This window comes from Ralstonia pickettii (assembly GCF_030582395.1).
Taxonomy (GTDB): Bacteria; Pseudomonadota; Gammaproteobacteria; order Burkholderiales; family Burkholderiaceae; genus Ralstonia; species Ralstonia pickettii_D.
The window spans coordinates 1465857-1487393 of sequence record NZ_CP104382.1; the positions used below are offsets into that span (position 1 = coordinate 1465857).

Sequence of the window (21537 nt, forward strand, 5' to 3'; positions counted from 1 at the left end):
GCATGCAACGCAAGGATCCAGGCTCCTTACACTCGCTGCAAACTCACAGGAAGCCGATATGCGCCCACACCGTCTGCCGCAGTGCCTGCTGTCCGCCCTCACCCTGAGCCTTGCGCTTGCCGGCCCAGCCCGTGCCGCGCCGGAGCCTGAACCACTCGACATCCTGATCCGCAACGGCACCGTGGTCGACGGCCGCGGCGGCGCGCCATTCGTGGCCGACGTGGGTATCCGCCATGACCGCATCGTGCTGGTGCAGCCCTCCGCCGGGGGCGTGCAGGCGAAAACGGTGCTCGACGCGCGCGGGCTGGTGGTGGCGCCGGGCTTTATCGATCCGCATACGCACGCCTATCACAACCTCATCGCCAAAGATCGGCATCAGAACCTGCCCTACCTGCTGCAGGGGGTGACGACGGTGGTGATCGGCAACGACGGCATCGTGCTCGAAGGCGACGGGCCGGATCTCGACCGCATCGGGCCGACGCTCAAGGCGCTGGAAGCCAACCGCATCGGCACCAACGTGGCCATGCTGGTGGGCCACAACGCCGTGCGCCACCGCGTGATGGGCGACGTGGCCCGTGTACCCACCGCTGAAGAACTCAAAGCCATGCAGGGCCTGATGGAAGACGGCATGCGCGACGGCGCCTTCGGCATGTCGACGGGCCTCGTGTACACACCCGGTGTGTTCGCCAAGACCGACGAGGTGGTGGCGCTGGCCAAGACCGTGGCCGCGCGTGGCGGCATCTACGACACGCACCTGCGCGACGAGGGCAACTTTCGCACCGGCCTCGTCAACGCCGTGAAGGAGGCGCTGGACATCGGCCAGCAGTCGGGCATCCCGATCCACATCTCGCACATCAAGGCGCTGGGTGTGGATTCGTGGGGCAAGAGCGCCGAGATCATCAGCCTGATACGGCAGGCGCAGGGCAACGGCATGAACGTATCGGCAAGCCAGTATCCGTACACGGCGTCGAGCACGCACATCATTCCGGCGCTGGTGCCGGGCTGGGCACGCGACGGCGGCAACGACGCGCTGCTCAAGCGGCTGGAAGACCCCGCCACGCGGGCGCGCATTGCCACCGACATGGAAAAGGCCATGCAACAGCGCAACGGGCCGGCGGCGCAGGTGCTGATCTCCGCCAACCCCGAATACAACGGGCAGTCGCTCGAGGCGCTGGGCAAGAAGCTCGGCGTGAGCCCCGTCGATGCGGCCATCAGCGTGATCCAGCACGGCGGCACGAACATCGTGTCGTTCAACATGAGCGATGCCGACCTGGAAGCGTTCATGCAGCAGGACTTTGTCGTGGGCGGCTCCGACGGTATTGCCGGACACCCGCGCGAGGCCGGCACGTTCGCGCGCCGCATTGGCGAATACGTCACGCGCAAGCATGTGATGACGCTGCCGTTTGCCATCCGCCAGGCCAGCGCGCGCACGGCCGAAATCTTCGGCATCAAAGATCGCGGCACCGTGCAGACGGGTAAGTTTGCCGACCTGGTCGTCTTCGACCCCGCCACGTACGCCGACCGTGCGAGCTATGAACAACCGGCGTTGCCGCCTGTGGGCGTGCGCTGGGTGCTCGTCAACGGCGCGGTGGCCGTGGCAGATGGCAAGGCGGTGCCGGAGGTGCTGGCAGGGCGGGCGCTGCGCAAGTAAAACGCGGGAGCGCTACCATCGACGCTCCTTTCGCTTTTTTGAATCCACATCCAAATCGACATGACCGACATCCAACGCCTCCACACCAACGCCCGCATGAGCCAGATCGTGATCGCCAACGGCATCGTGCATCTGGCAGGGCAAGTACCCGACGTCGACTTCCAGTCGGTCACCGAGCAGACCAACAACATTCTCGAGCGCATTGACGCCCTCTTGGCTGAAGCGGGTGTCGACAAGACGCGACTGATCTCCGCCAACATCTGGCTGACCGACGCCAAGCACTTCGCCGAGCTGAATGCGGCGTGGGAAGCCTGGGTACCAGCCGGCCACGCACCTACGCGTGCTTGCGTGCAGTCGGGCCTGATGCGCCCGGGCATTGACGTGGAGATCGCCGTCACGGCGCTGGCCAAGGGTTAAGGAGTCAGCCGCCATGCGCTTCGACACCCTTGTGCTCGGCGCCGGCATTGTCGGCGTATCGGTGGCGGTGCATCTGCAGAAACGCGGGCGTGCCGTCGCGCTGGTGGACCGCCGGGCGCCGGGCTTTGAGACGTCATTCGGCAATGCCGGGCTGATCCAGCGCGAGGGTGTGTATCCATATGCGTTCCCGCGCGATCTGTCGACGCTGTTGCGTTATGCGGGCAACACGTCGGCGGACGTGCATTACCACCCCGGCGATCTGCCCCGGCTGCTGCCGTTCTTGTGGCAGTACTGGCGCAACTCTCACCCCACCCGGCACGCGGCGATTGCGCGTGCGTATGCGCCGCTCATCGCCCACAGCGTGAGCGAGCATCGTGCACTGGCCGAAGCCGCCGGTGCCCTGCATCTGATCCGGCCCAGCGGCTGGATCAAGGTTTTCCGCAACGCTGCCACGCAGGACAAGGAAACCCGCAACGTCGAACGCTGGCAACGCGAGTACGGCGTCGCATTTGAAGCGCTCGACCCTGCGCACCTGCGCACGGCCGAGCCGCATCTGGACACATCCCTGCTGGGCGGCCTGCGCTACACGGAAGCCGACTCCGTGAGCGATCCCCACGCGCTGGTCACCGCCTATGCGAAGTACTTCCAGCAACTCGGCGGCCGTCTGTTTGAAGCCAACGCCAACACGCTCACGCCCAACGCACCGTGGCTGCTGCAGACCAAGGATGGAGAGCTGCGCGCAGACAACGTCGTCATCGCCATGGGCCCCTGGGCGGACGTCATCACCTCGCGCCTGGGCTACAGCCTGCCGCTGGCCGTCAAGCGCGGATACCACATGCACTACGCACCCGCGCAGGGTGCGCAGTTGAACCATCCCGTGCTCGATGCGGACGGCGGTTATGTGCTGGCACCGATGGCGCGCGGCATCCGGCTGACGACCGGCGCGGAACTTGCGCACCGCGATGCACCGAAGACGCCCGTACAACTCAACGCCGTCGAGCCGGTCGCCCGCAAGCTCTTTCCGCTGGCCGAACGTGTGGATGCGGAACCCTGGATGGGCTCCCGCCCCTGCACGCCCGACATGCTGCCGATCATCGGGCCGGCACCGCACCACGCAAACATGTGGTTCGCGTTCGGCCATGCACACCACGGCCTGACGCTGGGGCCGATCACCGGGCGATTGATTGCGGAAATGATCACGGGCGAGACACCGACCGTAGATGCTCGCCCGTTCCGTGCACAGCGGTTCTGGGAATCGGCGCGCTAGTTCGGCCGGCCAGGGTGCTGGAGGCAGTGGATCGGCACGTCATCGTCCCGCGGGAGGACGAACCCACTAGAACTCCATATCCAACTCGTCGATATCAGCCTTTTCAGCCTTTGCCCCGGCAATCCATTCGGCCACGTGCGGGTGCTCGAGCACGCGCAAGCAGTACTCGGCGATCTCCGGATCGAGCTTGACGTCGTAGGTCAGGAATCGCATGACAACTGGCGCATACATCGCGTCTGCCATGCTGATCTCGCCAAACAGCCAGGGGCCGCCGTACTGTGCGAGGCATTCGCGCCAGATGAGCGTGATCCGCTCGATGTCGTGCTGCGCGCGGGACCAGATGCGGAAATTGGGGAAATATGCACGCAAGTTCATCGGGAGCGCCGAACGCAGTGCACTGAAGCCCGAATGCATCTCGCCGCAGATCGCACGGCAATGCGCGCGGGCATGCCGGTCGGAGGGCAGCAGCTTGGCCTCGGGACAGAGTTCGTTGAGGTATTCCGCAATCGCCAGCACGTCCCACACCTTGCGGCCTTCGTGCGTGAGGCAGGGCACGAGAATCGACGGCGACAGCAACAGCAATTCCGCGCGCGATGAGGCGTCGATCGGCACGCTCACCGTCTCGAAAGGCAGGCCGCTGAGCTTGGCGAGCAACCAGCCGCGCATCGACCACGACGAGTAATTGCGGCTGTTGATGGTGAGCGTGGTCAGGTTGGCGGATTTCATATCGCTCCCCGTTGTCCGATTGTCCCGTTGTCCAATCAGGTGCATGACCGGCGCCAGGCACCTCGCCGGTGCGCTGTCTGCACCCGGGCGCTGCAAGAGCACACCCCACACCGCACCCGGCGTGGATGCCGCGCAAAGCCTGTGCCAGTCGGCATCAACGCGCATGCCGGTTCACGCCCGCGGGTATCTGAGTTGGCACACGTATTGCCTGCTTCGCTTGACCCGCCTTGATGCGACCTGCGACGCAATCGCCATGAACCTGCTCGCGTATCCCCTCTACCAGTGGCTGTCCGAATGCCTGCGGCCCGCGCGTGCATGGGCCTCGTTCTCGCGGCTGGCGATGGCGCAGTGGCCACCATCGACCGAGCACCCGACGGGCCGCGCGATCGATGCCTGGCTCGAACTCTTGGAATGCAGCGCGATCACGCATCGACGCCCATCTTTCGGCATCGACAGCGTTGAGGTCGACGGCCGCGTGGTGCCGGTAGTGGAAGACGCCGCGATGCAAACGCCGTTCGGCACGCTCGTGCACTTCCGCAAGACCACGCCCACGCCGCAGCCGCGCGTGCTGGTCGCCGCGCCCTTGTCCGGGCACTTCGCCACGCTGCTGCGCGGCACGCTGCGCACGATGCTGGCCGATCACGATGTGTACGTGACGGACTGGCACAACGCGCGCGACATTCCGGTGTCAGCCGGCCGCTTCGGCTTTGATGAATACGTCGGCCACCTGATCGATTTCATCCGCCACATCGGCCCGGACGCGCATATGCTGGCCATCTGCCAGCCGACCGTGGCCGCGCTCTCGGCGGTCTCGCTCATGGCCGCCGACAACGACCCCGCGCAGCCGGCCAGCCTCACGCTCATGGCCGGCCCCATCGATTGCCGCGTGGGCCCGACCGCCGTCAACGCGTTGGCCAACAGCAAGCCAATCGAATGGTTCGAGAAAAACCTGATCGGCGTCGTGCCGCCCGGCTTTGCGGGCGAGCAGCGCCGCGTGTATCCCGGCTTTGTGCAGTTGAGCGCATTCATGTCGATGAATTCAGAGCGCCACGTGCAGTCTTTTGAAGAGATGTACTACCAGCGCGCCAAGGGCGATCCTGCCAAGGCAGATACGATCCGCGCCTTCTACGACGAATACCTCGCTACGTGCGACCTCACCGCAGAGTTCTATCTGGAAACGGTCGAGAAGGTGTTCCAGCAATACGCACTGCCGCGCGGCGAGTTGATGGTCGGCGGTCGGCTCGTCGAACCGGCAGCGATTCATCGCACCGCGCTGCTGACGGTCGAGGGTGAGAAGGACGACATCTGTGCGGTCGGGCAGACCGTCGCCGCGCAGGATCTGTGTTCGGGGCTGCCGCCCTACCTGAAGACACATCATGTGCAGGCCGGCGCGGGGCATTACGGCGTATTCAACGGCAGCAAATGGGAAAAGCAGATCTATCCGATCGTGCGCGCCACCATCCACGACAACGAGCCCTTCGACGCCAGCATCGCCGGCAGTGACGAAGACAACGCGCACCGCGTCACGCTGCGGGCGTTGCTCGATGCGCGAACGTCGAGCCAGGCCGTCACCCGCCGACGCCCGCGCAAGATGGCGCTCACGCACTGACCGGGTGGCGGCACGTCGCTTCTGACAGAGCCAGCGGCAGTTTCGGTGTCAGCAAGGCGTAATTCAGCAGGTCGAGTATCGAAGCCCGGGAGGTCATTCTCCATCGATGTCGATCGATTCACGGAGGGTTGCGATGAACACTCACACCACGGCGTTCCAACGCGCTTCGAGCCTGTTGCATCCGGCTGGCAACCCGATCCGCCTCAATATGGGCGACTTCGTTGCGGTGGATCGCCGCCAGGACGCCAAGTACGAAGCGACCTATCGCCCGCAAGCGCTGTACAGCCGCGCCGACGAAGGCTTTGCCGCCAACAACGAAGCCTTCCTGCTGCATGAGGTCGCCACCAACCGCCCCATCTATCTGGAAGACACCGGCCCGACCGATTTCCATCTGCATCTGCCGCCGGGCGCCTTTCAGTTTGTGCTCGTCACGTCAGGCGTGTTCACGTTCGACTACGATGGCCGGCTGCATTACGTCGGCCCCGGTTCGGTGATCCTGCAGAGCGCGATCGTGCATCGGCAACTCTTCTACACGTGGTCTGGCCTGTCCACTGAAGACAACTTGCGCACGCCGCAAACAGTGGTTCCCGACGCACTTTCCATGGGATGTTCGGGCAAGTTTCTCGAAGCATTCATTACCGATCCGACCACGTTTCCCAATCCGACGATCGTGCCGTCGGCACAGATTAACGAGGCCGAGACGCCGCGCATCGCCTGGAGCCATCCGGCGCATGACCGGCCGGCCGGAGCAGACTTCTGGGTGCAAGACCCACTGGAATTGCATGCGCTTTACAAGCCGCTGGCCGGCGACTCCATCCAATCGCCCGGACCGGTTTACGTGCGCGACACCGGCATCGAAGCACCAAGCGGCCAGCTTGTGACAGGCCACATCCTCGCCACCGACCCGCGCGGCCAGTCGAGCCTGCCCAAGAGCCAGGCAGGCGTGGTCGACCCGGCGTCCTTCGCGAAAGGCGAGGTGGTCATTTACCGCGTCATTCGCGGCACGGCCGAGTTCAAAACCGGCGCAGGCAAGCGGCTTGAACTCGCCGCCGGCGACGTGGTGACAGCCGGCCAGCATTCGGTCACGCTCGTCGGCATGGGCGAAGACACGCAGATTCTCCGGCTCGGCCTGCTGAGCAACATCGAACAGCTGCGAAGCTGGACGCGCGCGCAACGCGACGAGATCGACGGCCTGGCGGGTCGCATCATCACCAAGACAGAGTCGCGCCCGCAACGGACCGAAGGTAAGCCGGTCGGTTATCTCTACGAAACCGTCGCGGCATCCAACGGGAACACCGGCCGCGTGAGCGTGGCGAACGGAAAGCGGGTGTAGTCGGAACTGGTCACGCCGCCGCCATCGCACTCCACCACAGCCTTGGCAATCGGGACGAACACGGGCCGGCAATACATGCGCGACTTCAACAGCACGAAGCGCGCGGCATGCGGGTCCACGCCGATGTGCGTGAAGATGCCGAGGTCCCAGTGCTCCTGCGGCGTCTCCGTGACAACGATCTGCGCCGCGCCGATGTCGAGCAGCGCCGTGCGGCCCATGCGGATGCGCTGGCCCGTATAGGTCGGCCCCGTGATGCTGTATTCGCCGTCGCTGATGGCGACAACCTTGCCCGTCAGCGCGCGCGGCACGGGGTAGATGCCGAGCTGCACAAGCGGCACCTTGTCGCCGACCGGGAGCGTGACCGTGGCACCCTCGCCCGCCTCGATCATCGCCGCGACGGCTTCCGGATCGCACACCGGCCCGACTGCGATGCCGCTCAAGCCTTGCCGCAACGCTTCGTGCAGGACGTGCATGTCGTCGCACGTGCCGCCGGACATGCAGTTGTCGCCGTGGTCGAGCAGCAGCACGGGGCCGCTGCCCGGGGCATCGGCCAACTTGGCCGCGCGCGCAATCGATTCGGTCAGCGGTTCAGAGCGGTAGACGAACCCTTCGCGATCAGCCCAGATGGCATCGGCAATGCGTTGCGCCGCAGCGTCGGCGGCATGTTTGTCGCCGTTGCCGACCACCACGATAGAAAGGCACGGCGCGGCAATGTCCGCCAGCCCGAATCCGGCAAGGATCGACACGGCCAGCATGCCGTCATTCTCGGCCTGTTTGGCGAGCGCCACGGCGCGGTGCATCGCGCCTTCGTCGGTGCGGCTGCGCAGGGTATGCGTAACCATGGGCAGGCGCCGCCATGCGAGCACGGGATTCGCGCGGCCGGCCAGCTTGTCGAACAGCAAGCCGCCGGCGTGCTCGCCGGTTTCGTACATGTCGACGTGCGGATACGTCTTGAAACTGACTGCGATGTCGGCCAAGTCAATGAACTTTTGCGTGAGATTGCCGTGCAGATCCAGCGCGACGGCAATCGGCACATCGGGCACCACCGCGCGCAGACGTTCGAGCAGATCGCCCTCGCCGTCGTCGCTGTTCTCCGCGACCATCGCGCCGTGCAGGTCGAGCAACAGCGCATCGCACCCAGGCGCCGCCGCGACGATGGCGTCGCACAACGTTATGTACGCCTCGGCAGCGACGCGTCCGCTGGGGTTCGCTCCGGCCACGACGGGCACGACGATTTCGGCGCCCGCCGCCTCCGCCAGATCAATGAACGCGCCGGCCGCCGTGCGCGTGCCCTTGGCGGCGCGGTACGCGTCGGCGCCGTAGTGCGGATGGAACGATGCCAGCGGTGTCGGCACCGGCGAGAACGTATTCGTCTCGTGATTGAAGCGGGCGATCAGGATGCGCATGAGCGGTCGGGTGATGGTGTCAAACGCGGCCAGCGGCCTGCAGCATCGCGTGCAGCAGCACGTTGGCCCCGGCTTCAAGATGTTCGGGGCGGGCGTCTTCGATCTCGTTGTGGCTGATGCCGTCCTTGCATGGCACGAAGATCATCGCGGTCGGGGCCACGCGCGCCAGATAGACCGCGTCATGGCCTGCGCCGCTGATCACGTCCATCTCCGACAACCCCAACTGCCGCGCGCCGCTGCGCACCGCGTTCACCAGCGTGGCGTCAAACGGCTGCGGCGGGAAGTACACGACCTGGCGCAATGCGATGTCGATGCCGCTGCGTGTGCGCAACTCCGCCACCGCCTCATGCAGTGCCGCATCCATGTCGGACAACACCGCGTCGTCGGCCGCGCGGAAGTCGATCGTCATCGATACCTGCCCCGGAATCACGTTGCGCGAATCCGGATGCACGCTCAGGCAGCCCACCGTGGCGCGCGCATGCGGCGGGCGCTCGAGCGCGATGCGGTTGGCAATGCAGACGAGTTCTGCGGCGGGCAACAACGCATCGCGGCGCAGCTCCATCGGCGTGGGGCCGGCGTGCGCTTCCATGCCGGTCAAGACCACGTCGTACCAGCGCTGGCCGAGCGCGCCCGTCACCACGCCGATGGTCGTGCCGTGCGCCTCCAGCACCGGCCCTTGTTCGATATGTGCTTCGAAGTAGGCACCGACGGCTCGGCCGCCAACAGGCTCACTCCCCGCATAGCCGATACTGCGCAGCGCCTCGCCCACGGCCACGCCGTCGCGGTCCTGTGCGGCCAGCACGGCATCCACCGCAAACTCGCCGATGAACGCGCCGGAGCCCATCATTACCGGCACGAAGCGCGAACCTTCTTCGTTGGTCCACACGGCCACTTCGATAGGCGCTTTCGTTTGGATGCCCGCATCGTTGAGCGCGCGCACCACCTCGATGCCGGCGAACACGCCGTAGTTGCCGTCGAACTTGCCGCCGGTCGGCTGCGTGTCGATGTGGCTGCCGGTCATGACGGGCGGCAGCGCGTTGTTGCGTCCAGGCCGGCGCGCGAACAGGTTGCCGATGGCGTCCACACGCACGGCGCAGCCTGCGGCTTCGGCCTGTGCAACGAAGAAATCGCGGCCTTGCCGGTCGAGATCGGTCAACGCGAGGCGGCGCACGCCGCCCTTGGGCGTGGCGCCGATGCGCGCCTGCTGCATGAGCGTGTCCCACAGGCGTGCGCCGTTGATGCGCAGGGTGGTGTCGAGTTGGGTGGTCGTCATGATGTGTACGTTTAAGCGGCCAGGCCGACGCCGAGGTAGCGGTCCTTGATGGCGTCGTCGGCGCGGAAGGCTTCGTTGGGGCCGGTGTAGACCACGCGGCCCTGTTCGATGATCACGTGGCGATCGGCGAGCTGCGTGCAGACTTCGAGGTTCTGTTCGACGAGCAGGATGGATACGCCCGCCTGCTTGATGACCTTCAGCTGCGCGACGATCTCTTCCACGATGACGGGGGCCAGACCTTCGACCGGCTCGTCGAGCATCAGCAGGCGCGGGTGGTTCATGAGCGCGCGGCCGATGGCGAGCATCTGCTGCTCGCCGCCGGAGAGATTGGCGCCACCGTTGCGCCGTCGCTCATGCAGGCGCGGGAAGATGCGGTAGATGTCGGCCAGCTGCCACGGAGAATCCCGCCGCGCGCCGAGCTTCAGGTTCTCTTCCACCGTCAGCAGCTTGAAGATGCCGCGATGCTCCGGCACGAGACACAGGCCCTGCGCGGCAATGCGGTGCGGCGGCTGCCCGGCAATGTCGCGGCCGCGAAAACGCACTTGCCCGCCGCGCGGCGTGACGACGCCGGCAATCGTCTTCAGGGTGGTCGATTTTCCGGCGCCATTGCGGCCGAGCAGCGTCACCAGTTCGCCCTCGCCCACCGATAGCGCCACGCCCTGCAGCACGTGGCTCTTGCCGTAATAGCCGTGGAGGTCTGCAACGTCGAGAATCGCCGTTGAGGTCATTTCTTGCCTCCCGTGATCATGTTGCCGAGATACGCGGCGCGCACGCGCGGGTCGGCCCGCACGGCGTCGGGCGTGCCCTCCATGAGCACCTTGCCCTGCTGCATGACGGTGATCGTGTCGGAGATGTCCATCACGATGTCCATGTTGTGTTCGATCAGCACGACGGTGTGGTCCTGCGCCAGGCCGCGAATGAGCGCCTTCATGGCGGGCAGGTCGTCCACGCCCATACCGGAGGTCGGCTCGTCGAGAAAGATCGCGCGCGGGTTGGCGGCCAGCGCCATGCCGACTTCCAACCGCCGCTGCTGGCCATGCGAAAGGGCGGCGGCCGGCGTGTCGGCCAGGCGCGGCAACTCCAGCCGATCGAGCACGCGGTCGACCGTATCGGTGCAAGCCAGATCGCCCTGCGGCAGGCGCCAGCCGTGCATGGCGCGACGCGGCGTGGTGCCGAGTGCGGCCAGGCGCAGGTTCTCGCGCACGGACAGGCTCGGGAACAGGCTCGTCACCTGGAACGAACGTGCGATGCCGCGCTGCACGCGCTGGTAGTCGGCTTCACGCGTCACGTCGTGGCCATCGAAGACGATGGTGCCGCTGGTGGTCATGCGCGTGCCCGTGAGCATGTGGAACAGCGTGGTCTTGCCCGCGCCGTTGGGCCCGATGACGGAGTGGACCGTGCCGGGCATCACACGCAGATCGACGCCGCCCAGTGCGGTGAACTTGCCGTACTGCTTGACGATGCCGGCGGCCTGGAGGATGGGCGTGGTGGTCATGCGCGCTCCTCCTGCACCGCCGGTGCGTGACGCGGTGCGCGCACGCGCTGCCACAGCTTCTGCCCGAGCCCAAACAGCCCGCGCTGCATGAACAGGCTCACCGCAATCAAGAGGAAGCCCAGCAGCATCAGCCAGCGCGGCCACAGGCTGGAGAGCCAGTCCGACAGCAACACATAGAACGCTGCGCCCAACACCGAGGCAAACACGTTGCCCGTGCCGCCGATAACAGTCATCACCAGAATCATCTCGCTGACGTGGTAGTCGATATTGGCCAGCGGCGCGATGCCCGTGAGCATGGCGTGCAAGGCGCCCGCCAGTCCCGTGACCGCACCGGAGATGACGAACGCGAGCAGCTTGAAGGCGCGCACGTTGTAGCCGACGGCGAGCGCGCGCTCTTCGTTGTCGCGAATCGCCAGCAGCGTGCGGCCAAACACCGATTCCGTCACACGCTGCACGAGGAAGAACACGACAAGGAACAGCGCCGCGACAAACGCGTAGAACGCCCACGGCGACGCCGCAAACGCCGGACGCGGAATGTCGAGCAGGCCGTTGTCTCCGCCTGTGAGCGACGGCGTGGTGTAGGCCAGGAAATAGAACATCTGCGAGAAGGCCAGCGTCAGCATGACGAAGTACGTGCCGCGCTGGCGGATGGCAAACCAGCCGACCACCGCCGCCACGACCGCGCCCACCACCACGGCCAGGACAATCGCCACCGGCATCGGCAGCGCCAGTTGCGTGAGGCCGATGCCCGCGGCATAGCTGCCGAGCCCGAAGAAGATCCCTTGCCCGAACGACAGCAGCCCCGTGTAGCCGAGGAGCACGTTGCAGGCCATCACGGCCATCGCGTAGACGAGCACTTCGGTGGCCAATGTGCCGGACGTCAGCACCAACGGCAGCAGCAACGTCACGCCCAGCGCCAGCCACCAGAAGCGATGAGGCGAAATTCCATGGAATGCGGCTTGCATCATCCCCTCCCCAGCAGGCCGTGCGGGCGCAGCAGCAGCACGGCCGCCATCGCCACGTAGATCATCAGCCGCGCGCCCTCGGGCCACAGCGTGCTCATCAGGCTCTGCACGATGCCGACCAGCAGGCCGCCGACCAGCGCCCCCGCAAAGCTGCCCATGCCGCCCACCACCACAACCACGAAGGCGACGCCGAGGGCCTCCACGCCCATGAAAGGTTCCGCGCCGCGAATGGGCGCAGCCAGCACACCGGCCACCGCCGCCGTCGCCGCGCCCAGTGCAAACATCAAGCTGAACAGGCGAAACACGTTGATGCCGAGCAGCGAGACCATCTCGGTCGATTCACTGCCCGCGCGCACAGCGCTGCCCAGGCGCGTGCCCTCGAGCAGCCACCACAGCGCGAGCGCCAGCACGGCGGTAAAACCGATGACGAAGAGGCGGTATTTCGGGTAGACGAAATCGCCCCACATCACCACGCCCTGCAAGGCATCGGGCGCCGGTACGTCCACGCCCAGCGGCCCCCACGCCACGATGATGAGTTCCTGCACGACCAAGGCCAGACCCACGGTGACGAGGATGTGGAATTCGTGCGCCTGCGCGTAGACGTGGCGCAGCAGCACTTTCTCCGTCACCCAGGCGAGCGCGCCGATGACGATGGGCGCAAGCACGAGCGCCAGCCAGAAATCCATGCCCATCTGCAGGGCCTGGAAGCAGAGATACGCGCCCAGCGCATAAAACGCGCCGTGGGCGAAATTGACGAAGCGCAACAGCCCGAAGATGATCGACAGCCCCACCGCCAGCAGGAAGTAGAGCATGCCGATCCCCACGCCGTTGACGACCTGGAGCAGGTAGACATTCATTGCGTTGACCGAAATGGCACTCAGGAAGACAAGCGCCCGTGCTTCAACAGCTGAAGCCAGCCGGGCGTGCCGCAGATCAGACCCTCAGGCCAGCTTGCACTGCGTCTGTTCGACCGGCAGGAAGGCCTTGCCGACGGCGACCACTTCGGCAAAGTCGTCCTTGTCCTTCATGCGGTTCTTGGGCTTGCCCTTGAGCAGGTAGTAGTTCTTGAGCACCTGGTGGTCGGCCGCGCGAATTTCTTCGGGGCCGGTCAGGCCGTCGTACTTCATGCCCTGCAGCGCGGCGATCACGGCCTTTGGATCGGCGCTGCCGGCCTTGGCCATTGCGTCGAGCAGGATCTTCGTGCAGGTGTACGAGCCTGCCAGGCTGTAGTTCGGGTTGGTCTTGAACGTGGCCTGCGTGCGCTTGACCAGATCGCGGTTGGCAGGCGTATCCACGTCGTGCCAGTACTGCGCGCCGAAGTACACGCCGTCGCACAGGTCAGCGCCGAGCGATTCGAACTGCTCCAGGCCAGACGCCCACGCCACCAGGATCGTCGTGTTCTTCTTCATGCCGAAGCTCACCGCTTGGCGCAGCGTGTCGGACGATTGCGAACCGAAGTTCAGGATCAGCAGCACGTCGGGCTTGGCGGCCATCGCGTTGGTCAGGTAGCCGCTGAATTCCTTCTCGGTGAGCGCGTGGTAGCTGTTGCCCACATGCTCGATGCCCTTTTCCTTGAAGATGTTCTTGGCCGCCGAGAGCAATCCGTCGCCAAACACGTATTGCGGCGTGATCGTGTACCAGCGCTTGGCCTTGGGCATCGATTCGATCAGCGGGCGCACGGTGCGCTCGATGGCGCCGAATGTGGGCACCGACCAGCGGAAGGTCGCGCGGTTGCAGTCCTTGCCGGTAATTTCATCGGCGCCCGCGGTCGTGATGAACACCCCGCCGAACTTCTCCGCCTCCTTGCCCATCGCGAGCGACTCGGACGACAGGATGCCGCCCGCGAAGTAGCGCGCGTTCTTCTGCTGCGCGAGTTCCTGGACCTTGCGCACGGCCGTGGCCGGCTTGCCTTCGGTGTCGAGCACGCTATACGCCAGCGGGCGGCCCAGCACCTTGCCGTATTGCTCCACGGCCAGCTTCATGCCCAGGTCAGCGAATTTGCCGTTGGCGGCAAACAGGCCGGACATCGGCACCGGACAGCCCAGTTCAATGGCATCGGCAGCCCACGCAGAACGGGCCTGCAGCAGCGACGCGGGCACGGCGGACAGCGCCGCCAGTTTGAGCAAATCTCGACGATTCAAAGCGCACTCCTCAAGTTCGTGTGAATACAGAACAGCGCTCGGAGCCACCACCGGCGGCAGCTTCCTCCTGGCCTTGACCGGCGAGGTTTTCGCCGACCATCACGTCGAGCAAGAACCAGACCAGTTTTTTATATTTGTTATGATAAATAGGCGAAATCATCATAGAAGCCGCATCGGCGATGCGTCAACGGCAAAGGCGTCGGTGTTTACTCCAAGGTGTGCGACACGGCCGCCGCGCACGACGATGTGGAAAACCGGTGCGCACGCACGATTGCGGGGCACACATGCACCACGCTTGCCAGTCGGCACGGCGCGGCCCCGCAGTTAGAATGCGCGCAACAAGGAACGGACATCCATGGCCACACTCGGATCAGGCAAGACGGCGTCGATCGGCATCCGCAAGCAAAAGCGCGCCGACCTCGTTGCCGAAGAACTCAAGCGGCTGATCACGCAGCGCAACCTCAAGCCCGGCGACAAGCTGCCGCAGGAGATCAAGCTGCAGGAGACCTTCGGAGTCAGCAAGGGCACCATCCGCGAAGCGCTCAAGTCATTGGAGGTGCAGGGGCTGGTGAGCGTGAGCACGGGGCCCGCCGGCGGCGGCACCATCGTCGAGGTGCCGTTGGACCGCACGTTCCAGCTCATGCAGAACTATCTGTTCTTCAAGGACATCGGCATTGCAGACGTCTACACCGTGCGCTGCCTGCTTGAGCCTGAACTGGCCGCGGGCGCGGTGCCGCATCTGACCGAAGACGATTTCCGCGCGCTCGAGCACACCATCGACCTCTGCGACCCAGCGTCGACCAAAGCCGCTGCGCCACTCGACCAGCGTCAGGAAGATCTGAGCTTTCACGACATCCTGGCCGCGGCCAATCCCAACCCGATGCTGCGGTTCTGCTGCGAGTTGATCAACGAGATGATTCGGCAGCTCGTGGTGTTCGGCAACGAAACCTCGCCGAAGGACCACGCGAAGTTCGGCGCCTCCAACGTGAAGTTCCACCGGCAGATTCTGGATGCGGCCCGCGCGCGCGACGCCGACACCGTGCGCGCGCTCATGAGTACGCACATGGACGACTGCACGCATCACGTCACGCGCATGAAGGGCCGCGTGCACGGCCGCCTCGTGCTCGACTCAGAGATGCCGCGCCGCCATCGGCCACTGATCGACGATCACGACGACAGCGGCCACAGCGACCACAGCGAAGACCGCGCGTGACGGTTCAGTAAGTCTTGTAGGGCAGGAATTTGCCGCTCATGACGATGCGCACGCGATCGCCCTTGGGGTCGGGCTCGCGCGTGAGATCCATGTTGAAGTCGATCGCGCTCATGATGCCGTCGCCAAACTCTTCGTGGATCAGCGCCTTGAACGTCGTGCCGTACACGCTGATGAGTTCATAGAAGCGGTAGATCAACGGATCCGTCGGCACCGACGTGGGCAGCGACCCCTTGTACGGCGTCACCTGCAGCAGCATGACGGCCTCTTCGGGCAGATCCAGCGCCGCGCCAACCGCCTTGGCCTGCGCTTCGGTCAGCGTCATCTGCCCGAGCAGCGCTGCGGTGCTCCACTCCTTGCTGTGGCCGATCACTTCGGCCAATTGGGCCCAGCTCAACTGCTTCTTGATCTTCTGCAGGACGATCAGGTCGGTCACGTCTTCGCGTTGCATTTCGGCACCTCCGGAGGTTTGAGGGAACGGCGCGCAGCATGAGCAAGGTCGATGCCATGCACGCAGCGCCGCGCCTATGGCGACACTTGGGCCCGGTGTAAAACTTTCCGCACCGCAATATCCGCCCGGCAACGATTTCAAAGCGTTGTGAGAACCCCCGAATTAGGGCAAACCCCGAGATTGACAGCGCTGTCAATTGTGGCCATTCTTGCGTCCGTCGGCTCGCCACACTATTCAGAAGAGAACGCTGACACCGCTGTCATGCATGGCAGACGGTCCAATATCAGGAGACAGTCCATGGAGCTTGAAGCCGCACGTCCGGCCGCACGTCGTCATTCCCGCAACAAGCGCATTGGTCAACGCGTCGGCGCGTCGGCCATTGCAGCCGCCGTACTCGCGCTGGGCGCAGCCAGTGCCCACGCGTATGACATCACGACCAGCCCCTATCTGACCGGCGACTGGGGTGGCCTGCGCACCCGTCTGGCCGAACAGGGCGTGAACTTCAACCTCGGTTACGGCAGCGAAGTGGCGCACAACTTCAGCGGCGGCACCGAACATCTCACGCGCTACACCGATCAATGGGTCATCGGTACGGCGCTGGACCTGCAGAAACTTGTCGGCTGGCAGGGCGCCACGTTCCAGGCCACCGTCACTGACCGCAACGGCCGCAACCTCGGCAGCGACGCGAACATCGGCAACAACATGCTGATCCAGGAAGTCTATGGCCGCGGCCAGACCTGGCACCTGACGCAGTTCTGGCTGAACCAGAAGCTGCTCAACGACCGCCTCGAAATCAAGGCAGGCCGCGTGACGGTGGGTGAAGACTTCTTCTCGTTCTCGTGCGATTTCCAGAACCTGACGTTCTGCGGCTCGCAACCGGGCAACCTGGTGGGCGGCTACTGGGTGAACTGGCCGACCAGCCAATGGGGCGCGCGCGCCAAGGTGCACACCTCGGCCGAAACCTATGCGCAGATCGGCGTGTACCAGGTCAACCCGAATTACGTGGATGACGGCTGGGCCCGGCGCAACGGCTGGAAGCTGAACAACCCCGGCGGCACCACCGGCGCGCTGATTCCGCTGGAATTCGGCTGGATGCCGACCATCGAGGGCCGCCCGGGCACGTACCGCGCAGGCGTCTGGTACAACACGTCGAACGGCAAAGACCTGTATGAAGACGTGAACGGCAACGCCCGCGGCATCACCGGCCTGGACGCCAAGCAACGCAGCGGCCAGTACGGCGTCTACCTGAACCTGCAGCAGCAGATCACGGGTGCGCCGGACGGACGCGGCGCCACGGTGTTCCTTAACTTCTCGCAAGCTGATCGCAACACCGCGCAGACCGACCACCAGATCTCGGTGGGCGTGCAGTACAAGGGGCCGTTCGATCGCTTGGCCGACACCGTCGGCTTTGCCGTGGGTGCCACGCACAATAACGGCCGCTATGCCGACTTTGTCCGTCAGACGAATGCCCGCACCGGCGCCAATACCGTGGTGGGTGACGGCTACGAATACGTGAGCGAGCTGTATTACAGCTGGTCGCCGGTGAAGTCTGTGTACTTCCGTCCTAATCTGCAGTACATCCTTCATCCGGGCGGCACTTCGCAAAACAAGAATGCCTTCGTCGTCGGCCTGAAGACCGGCGTCACGTTCTAAGAATGCACTTGCGCACAATAGGAGACCTTTCATGATTTCCCGCGTACTGAACACCCTCGCCGCTGCGGCGGTCCTGACTTTCGCCGCCACCTCGGCCCACGCCAGCAAGGAAGCGCCGGTGATCGGCTTCTCGATCGACGACCTGCGCGTGGAGCGCTGGACGCACGACCGCGATTACTTCGTCGAGTCGGCCAAGAAGCTGGGCGCGACCGTGAACGTGCAGTCTGCCAACGCCAACGAAGCCAAGCAGATCGCCCAGATCGAAAACCTGATCGCCCAGAACGTCGACGTGCTCGTGATCGTGCCGTTCAACTCGAAGGTGCTCGGCAACGCCATTGCCAGCGCCAAAAAGAAAGGCATCAAGGTGGTGTCCTATGACCGCCTGATCCTGAACGCCGACATCGACGGCTACGTGACCTTCGACAACGTGAAGGTGGGCGAGCTGCAGGCGCAGGGCGTGGTCAAGCTCGCGCCGAAGGGCAATTATTTCCTGCTCGGCGGTGCCGCGACCGACAACAACGCACGCCTGCTTCGCGAAGGCCAGATGAAGGTGCTCAAGCCGTACGTCGACAAGGGCGACATCAAGATCGTCGGCGAGCAGTGGACGCCGGAATGGGACCCTTCCAAGGCGCAGAACATTGTTGAGAACGCGCTGACCGCCAACAACAACAACATCCAGGGCATCGTTGCCTCCAACGACGGCACGGCCGGTGGCGCGATCCAGGCGCTGGCACGCCAGAAGCTGGCGGGCAAGGTGCCGGTGTCGGGGCAGGACGCTGACTTGGCCGCCGTGAAGCGCGTGGCCGAAGGCACGCAGGCCATGACCGTGTACAAGCCGATCAAGCAGATCGCCGCTACCGCCGCCGAGATGGCCGTCGACCTCGTGAAGGGCACGGCGCCGAAGTTCAACACCAAGCTGAACAACGGCAAGAAGGATGTCGACACCGTGCTGCTGACCCCGACGCTGCTGACCAAGGACAACCTGGACAGCACCGTTGTCAAGGATGGCTTCTATACGCATCAGCAGATCTTCGGCAAGTAAGCAGTCGATGCAGTGGTCAGTCGTAGTGAGTAGGAGAACGCCATGAGCAGTAACGGCACCCTGTTCGAGATGCGCAACATCGTGAAGTCGTTCTCCGGTGTGCGCGCGCTCGACGGCGTCAGCCTGGCAGTGAAGCCGGGCGAGTGCGTCGGTTTGTGCGGGGAGAACGGCGCCGGGAAATCGACCCTCATGAAGGTGCTGTCGGGGGTCTATCCCTACGGCACCTTCGAAGGCGAGATCCTGTGGGAAGGTGAGCCGCTGCGCGCGCATTCCGTGCGCGACAGCGAGCGCGCCGGCATCGTCATCATCCACCAGGAACTGATGATGGTGCAGCAGCTCTCCGTCACGGAGAACATCTTCCTCGGCAACGAGATCACCAAGCCGGGGGGCCGCATGGACTACGACGCCATGCACGCCAAGGCAGAAGAACTCCTCGCCCGCCTGCGCCTGACCGACGTAAACGTGGCCGCGCCCGTGATGAACTACGGCAGCGGCCACCAGCAGCTTTTCGAGATTGCGAAGGCGCTCGCCAAGAATGCGCGCCTGCTGATCCTGGACGAGCCGACCTCGTCGCTGTCCGCCAAGGAAATCGAGGTGCTGCTGTCCATCATCGACGACCTCAAGCGCAGCGGCGTGGCATGCGTCTACATCTCGCACAAGCTCGATGAGGTCAAGCGCGTGTGCGACACCGTCACCGTCATCCGCGACGGCAAGCACATCGGCACGCGCCCCGCCGCCGACATGACGATCGACAACATCATCACGATGATGGTCGGCCGCGAAATGACGTCGCTGTTCCCGAAAGTGGAACACACGGTGGGCGACGTGGTGATGGAAGCGCGCAACGTCACCTGCTGGGATGTCACCAACCCCAACCGCAAGCGCACAGACAACGTGAGCTTTGCCGTGCGCCGAGGCGAAATCCTCGGCGTGGCCGGGCTCGTGGGCGCGGGGCGTACGGAAATGGTCTCCGCGCTGTTCGGCGCATACCCCGGCCGCTCCAGCGCCGAGATCATCATGGACGGCAAGCCCGTCAAGGTGGGCTCTCCAGCGGATGCAATCGCGGCCGGCATCTGCCTCGTGCCAGAAGATCGCAAGCGCCACGGCATCGTCCCGCTGATGGCCGTGGGCGAAAACATCACGCTCGCCACGCTGGCGCAATACGCGCGCGGGTTGCGTGTCGACAAGGGCGCCGAACTCACCACCGTCGACCGCGAAATCAAGCGCCTGCGCATCAAGACCGCCAGCCCGGCGCTGGCGATTGCCAGCCTCTCGGGCGGCAACCAGCAGAAAGCCGTGGTCACGAAGATGGTGCTGGCAATGCCGAAGGTGCTCATCCTCGACGAACCCACGCGCGGTGTCGACGTTGGCTCCAAGTACGACATCTACAAGATGATTGCCGACTTGGCCGCCAGCGGTGTCGGCATCATCATGGTCTCGTCCGAGATGCCGGAAATCCTGGGCATGAGCGATCGTGTCCTGGTCATGGGCGAAGGCCAGCTGCGCGGCGACTTCGTCAACCAAGGCCTCACCCAGGAGCGCATCCTGGCTGCTGCAATCAACGCTGAACCCGGCCGCCAAGCGGCTTGAATCGCCATGTCCAATATCCTGCAATCCCAACTCGCCCGTCAGAACGGTGGCAGCGGCGGCCCGCGCCTGGACGGCCGCGCCATCCAGCAATTGTTCGTGCGCTACAAGGTGCTTGCGCTCCTGCTGGCCGTGGCGCTCATCTGGGTCTTCTTCTACTTCCGGACCAACGGCACGTTCCTCCAGCCGAACAGCATTTCCAACCTGTTCCTGCAGATGTCGGTGACGGGCATGCTGGCCTGCGGCATGGTGTTCGTCATCATCGCGGGGGAAATCGATCTTTCCGTCGGCTCGCTGCTTGGCCTGCTGGGCGGGCTGGTTGCCATCCTCACCGTCAACCTGGGGTGGAACACCTGGCTGGCCGTGGGGACGGTGCTTGTGGCGGGCGCGGCCATCGGCGTGGTCAACGGCTTCATCACGACCAAGCTGCGTGTGCCCTCGTTCATCGTTGGCCTGGGCGGCATGCTGGCCTTCCGCGGCTTGCTGCAATGGAGCACCGACAGCGTGACGATTGCCCCGGTGCCCGATGACCTCGGCAACCTCGCGCAGAGCTTCGTGCCGGCATCGCTGGCGTGGTCGCTGGCTGCTGTGATCGTGGTGGGGTCGGTTGTGCTGACCGTGCGCCGCCGTCGCGAGCGCGCCCGCCTGTCGCTCCCGCTCACGCCAATGTGGGCCGACGGGCTGAAGCTGCTGGCAATCGCTGCCGCCTCGTTTGGCTTTGTCGCAGTACTCAACCAGGCCAGCGGCGTGCCGCTGCCGGTGCTGATCCTGCTCGTGCTGCTGGCCATCTTCTCGTACGTCGCGACGCAAACGGTCTTCGGCCGTCACGTCTATGCGGTGGGCGGCAACATGGAAGCCACGCGCCTGTCCGGCGTGAACGTCGGCCGCGTCAAGCTGCTGGTGTTTGTGCTGATGGGCCTGATGTGCGCCTTCGCGGGCATCATCACCACCGCGCGTTCGGCCGCGGGGTCGCCCTCCGCCGGTGTGGGCGGCGAACTTGATGCCATCTCTGCCTGCTTCATCGGCGGCACGTCGATGCGAGGCGGTTCGGGCACCGTGTACGGCGCACTGATCGGCGCACTCGTCATGGCGAGCCTCGACAATGGCATGCAGCAGATGAACGTCGACGCCTCGTGGCAGATGATCGTCAAGGGCGTGGTGCTGGTCGTCGCGGTGCTGATCGACGTGCTGTCCGGCTCTAATCGGGGCTGACGGCGGCTCGGTCCACATCACTCCAGGGGCCCATCCGGCCCCCCTCCCTGATCCCGGAACGATACGGCGGCGCGCGACGTTGCAGCGCCGGCCGCCGAT

Annotated in this window: 20 protein-coding genes; 10 read left to right on the plus strand and 10 right to left on the minus strand. The window is 65.0% G+C overall.

What is annotated here, in order from left to right; all coding sequences use genetic code 11:
• Positions 1-58: 58 nt before the first annotated feature.
• The 3 genes from N5B55_RS23250 to N5B55_RS23260 are packed head-to-tail and all read left to right on the plus strand — an operon-like array spanning position 59 to position 3335.
• Positions 59-1651 carry an N-acyl-D-amino-acid deacylase family protein gene (locus N5B55_RS23250; protein WP_304540348.1) on the plus strand — a complete coding sequence of 531 codons (1593 nt, stop codon included), beginning with the start codon at positions 59-61 and terminating at the stop codon, positions 1649-1651.
• A gap of 60 nt (positions 1652-1711) precedes the next feature.
• Positions 1712-2068, plus strand: coding sequence for a RidA family protein (locus N5B55_RS23255; protein WP_304540350.1), 357 nt, complete (start codon positions 1712-1714; stop codon positions 2066-2068).
• Positions 2069-2081: 13 nt separating this feature from the next.
• On the plus strand, positions 2082-3335 hold the full coding sequence (locus N5B55_RS23260) for an NAD(P)/FAD-dependent oxidoreductase (RefSeq protein ID WP_304540352.1): 1254 nt from the start codon (positions 2082-2084) through the stop codon (positions 3333-3335).
• A 66-nt stretch (positions 3336-3401) separates the two neighbouring features.
• On the opposite strand, the gene N5B55_RS23265 is transcribed toward N5B55_RS23260, so the two are convergent.
• Positions 3402-4061, minus strand: a complete 660-nt coding sequence (locus N5B55_RS23265) for a glutathione S-transferase family protein (protein WP_304540355.1) — start codon at positions 4059-4061, stop codon at positions 3402-3404.
• Positions 4062-4314: 253 nt separating this feature from the next.
• On the opposite strand from N5B55_RS23265, the gene N5B55_RS23270 reads away from it, so the two are divergent.
• Complete coding sequence (locus N5B55_RS23270) at positions 4315-5670, plus strand: polyhydroxyalkanoate depolymerase (protein WP_304541814.1); 1356 nt, start codon at positions 4315-4317, stop codon at positions 5668-5670.
• A gap of 133 nt (positions 5671-5803) precedes the next feature.
• A complete protein-coding gene (locus N5B55_RS23275) occupies positions 5804-7003 on the plus strand; it encodes a hypothetical protein (RefSeq protein ID WP_304540357.1) in 1200 nt (399 codons plus the stop codon).
• Here the strand turns inward: N5B55_RS23275 and N5B55_RS23280 are convergent.
• The 8 genes from N5B55_RS23280 to N5B55_RS23315 form a co-directional block, all read right to left on the minus strand.
• Positions 6934-8409, minus strand: coding sequence for a M81 family metallopeptidase (locus N5B55_RS23280; RefSeq protein WP_304540360.1), 1476 nt, complete (start codon positions 8407-8409; stop codon positions 6934-6936). The two genes, N5B55_RS23275 and N5B55_RS23280, sit on opposite strands and share 70 nt — an antisense overlap.
• Before the next feature lie 19 nt (positions 8410-8428).
• Positions 8429-9682 carry a Zn-dependent hydrolase gene (locus N5B55_RS23285; protein WP_304540362.1) on the minus strand — a complete coding sequence of 418 codons (1254 nt, stop codon included), beginning with the start codon at positions 9680-9682 and terminating at the stop codon, positions 8429-8431.
• An 11-nt stretch (positions 9683-9693) separates the two neighbouring features.
• Positions 9694-10410 (minus strand): ABC transporter ATP-binding protein, encoded by a 717-nt coding sequence (locus N5B55_RS23290; protein WP_304540364.1) that lies wholly within the window; start codon positions 10408-10410, stop codon positions 9694-9696.
• Complete coding sequence (locus N5B55_RS23295) at positions 10407-11177, minus strand: ABC transporter ATP-binding protein (RefSeq protein ID WP_065859242.1); 771 nt, start codon at positions 11175-11177, stop codon at positions 10407-10409. Before N5B55_RS23295 ends, N5B55_RS23290 begins: the two co-directional genes overlap by 4 nt.
• Positions 11174-12142, minus strand: a complete 969-nt coding sequence (locus N5B55_RS23300) for a branched-chain amino acid ABC transporter permease (protein WP_304541816.1) — start codon at positions 12140-12142, stop codon at positions 11174-11176. Before N5B55_RS23300 ends, N5B55_RS23295 begins: the two co-directional genes overlap by 4 nt.
• Positions 12142-12999 (minus strand): branched-chain amino acid ABC transporter permease, encoded by an 858-nt coding sequence (locus tag N5B55_RS23305; protein WP_009240143.1) that lies wholly within the window; start codon positions 12997-12999, stop codon positions 12142-12144. Before N5B55_RS23305 ends, N5B55_RS23300 begins: the two co-directional genes overlap by 1 nt.
• Positions 13000-13083: 84 nt before the next feature.
• Positions 13084-14283: an ABC transporter substrate-binding protein gene (locus N5B55_RS23310; RefSeq protein WP_304540372.1), complete on the minus strand. Its 1200-nt coding sequence runs from the start codon at positions 14281-14283 to the stop codon at positions 13084-13086.
• Positions 14284-14293: 10 nt separating this feature from the next.
• A complete protein-coding gene (locus N5B55_RS23315) occupies positions 14294-14446 on the minus strand; it encodes a hypothetical protein (protein ID WP_304540374.1) in 153 nt (50 codons plus the stop codon).
• 192 nt (positions 14447-14638) lie between these two features.
• Between N5B55_RS23315 and N5B55_RS23320 the strand changes: the two genes are divergently transcribed.
• Positions 14639-15496 (plus strand): FadR/GntR family transcriptional regulator, encoded by an 858-nt coding sequence (locus tag N5B55_RS23320; RefSeq protein ID WP_065859249.1) that lies wholly within the window; start codon positions 14639-14641, stop codon positions 15494-15496.
• A gap of 4 nt (positions 15497-15500) precedes the next feature.
• On the opposite strand, the gene cynS is transcribed toward N5B55_RS23320, so the two are convergent.
• Positions 15501-15944 carry a cyanase gene (gene cynS / locus N5B55_RS23325; RefSeq protein WP_116574985.1) on the minus strand — a complete coding sequence of 148 codons (444 nt, stop codon included), beginning with the start codon at positions 15942-15944 and terminating at the stop codon, positions 15501-15503.
• Between the two features lie 297 nt (positions 15945-16241).
• Here cynS and N5B55_RS23330 point away from each other — a divergent pair, with 297 nt between their 5' ends.
• From N5B55_RS23330 to N5B55_RS23345, 4 genes are read left to right on the plus strand one after another with little or no spacing between them, the layout of a single operon-like run.
• Positions 16242-17597 carry a carbohydrate porin gene (locus tag N5B55_RS23330; protein WP_065859250.1) on the plus strand — a complete coding sequence of 452 codons (1356 nt, stop codon included), beginning with the start codon at positions 16242-16244 and terminating at the stop codon, positions 17595-17597.
• A gap of 31 nt (positions 17598-17628) precedes the next feature.
• Positions 17629-18639, plus strand: coding sequence for a D-xylose ABC transporter substrate-binding protein (xylF, locus tag N5B55_RS23335; RefSeq protein ID WP_004632537.1), 1011 nt, complete (start codon positions 17629-17631; stop codon positions 18637-18639).
• Between the two features lie 42 nt (positions 18640-18681).
• Positions 18682-20229, plus strand: a complete 1548-nt coding sequence (locus tag N5B55_RS23340) for a xylose ABC transporter ATP-binding protein (RefSeq protein WP_178961448.1) — start codon at positions 18682-18684, stop codon at positions 20227-20229.
• Between the two features lie 6 nt (positions 20230-20235).
• Positions 20236-21438 (plus strand): sugar ABC transporter permease, encoded by a 1203-nt coding sequence (locus tag N5B55_RS23345; protein ID WP_065859254.1) that lies wholly within the window; start codon positions 20236-20238, stop codon positions 21436-21438.
• The last annotated feature ends 99 nt before the right edge of the window (positions 21439-21537 follow it).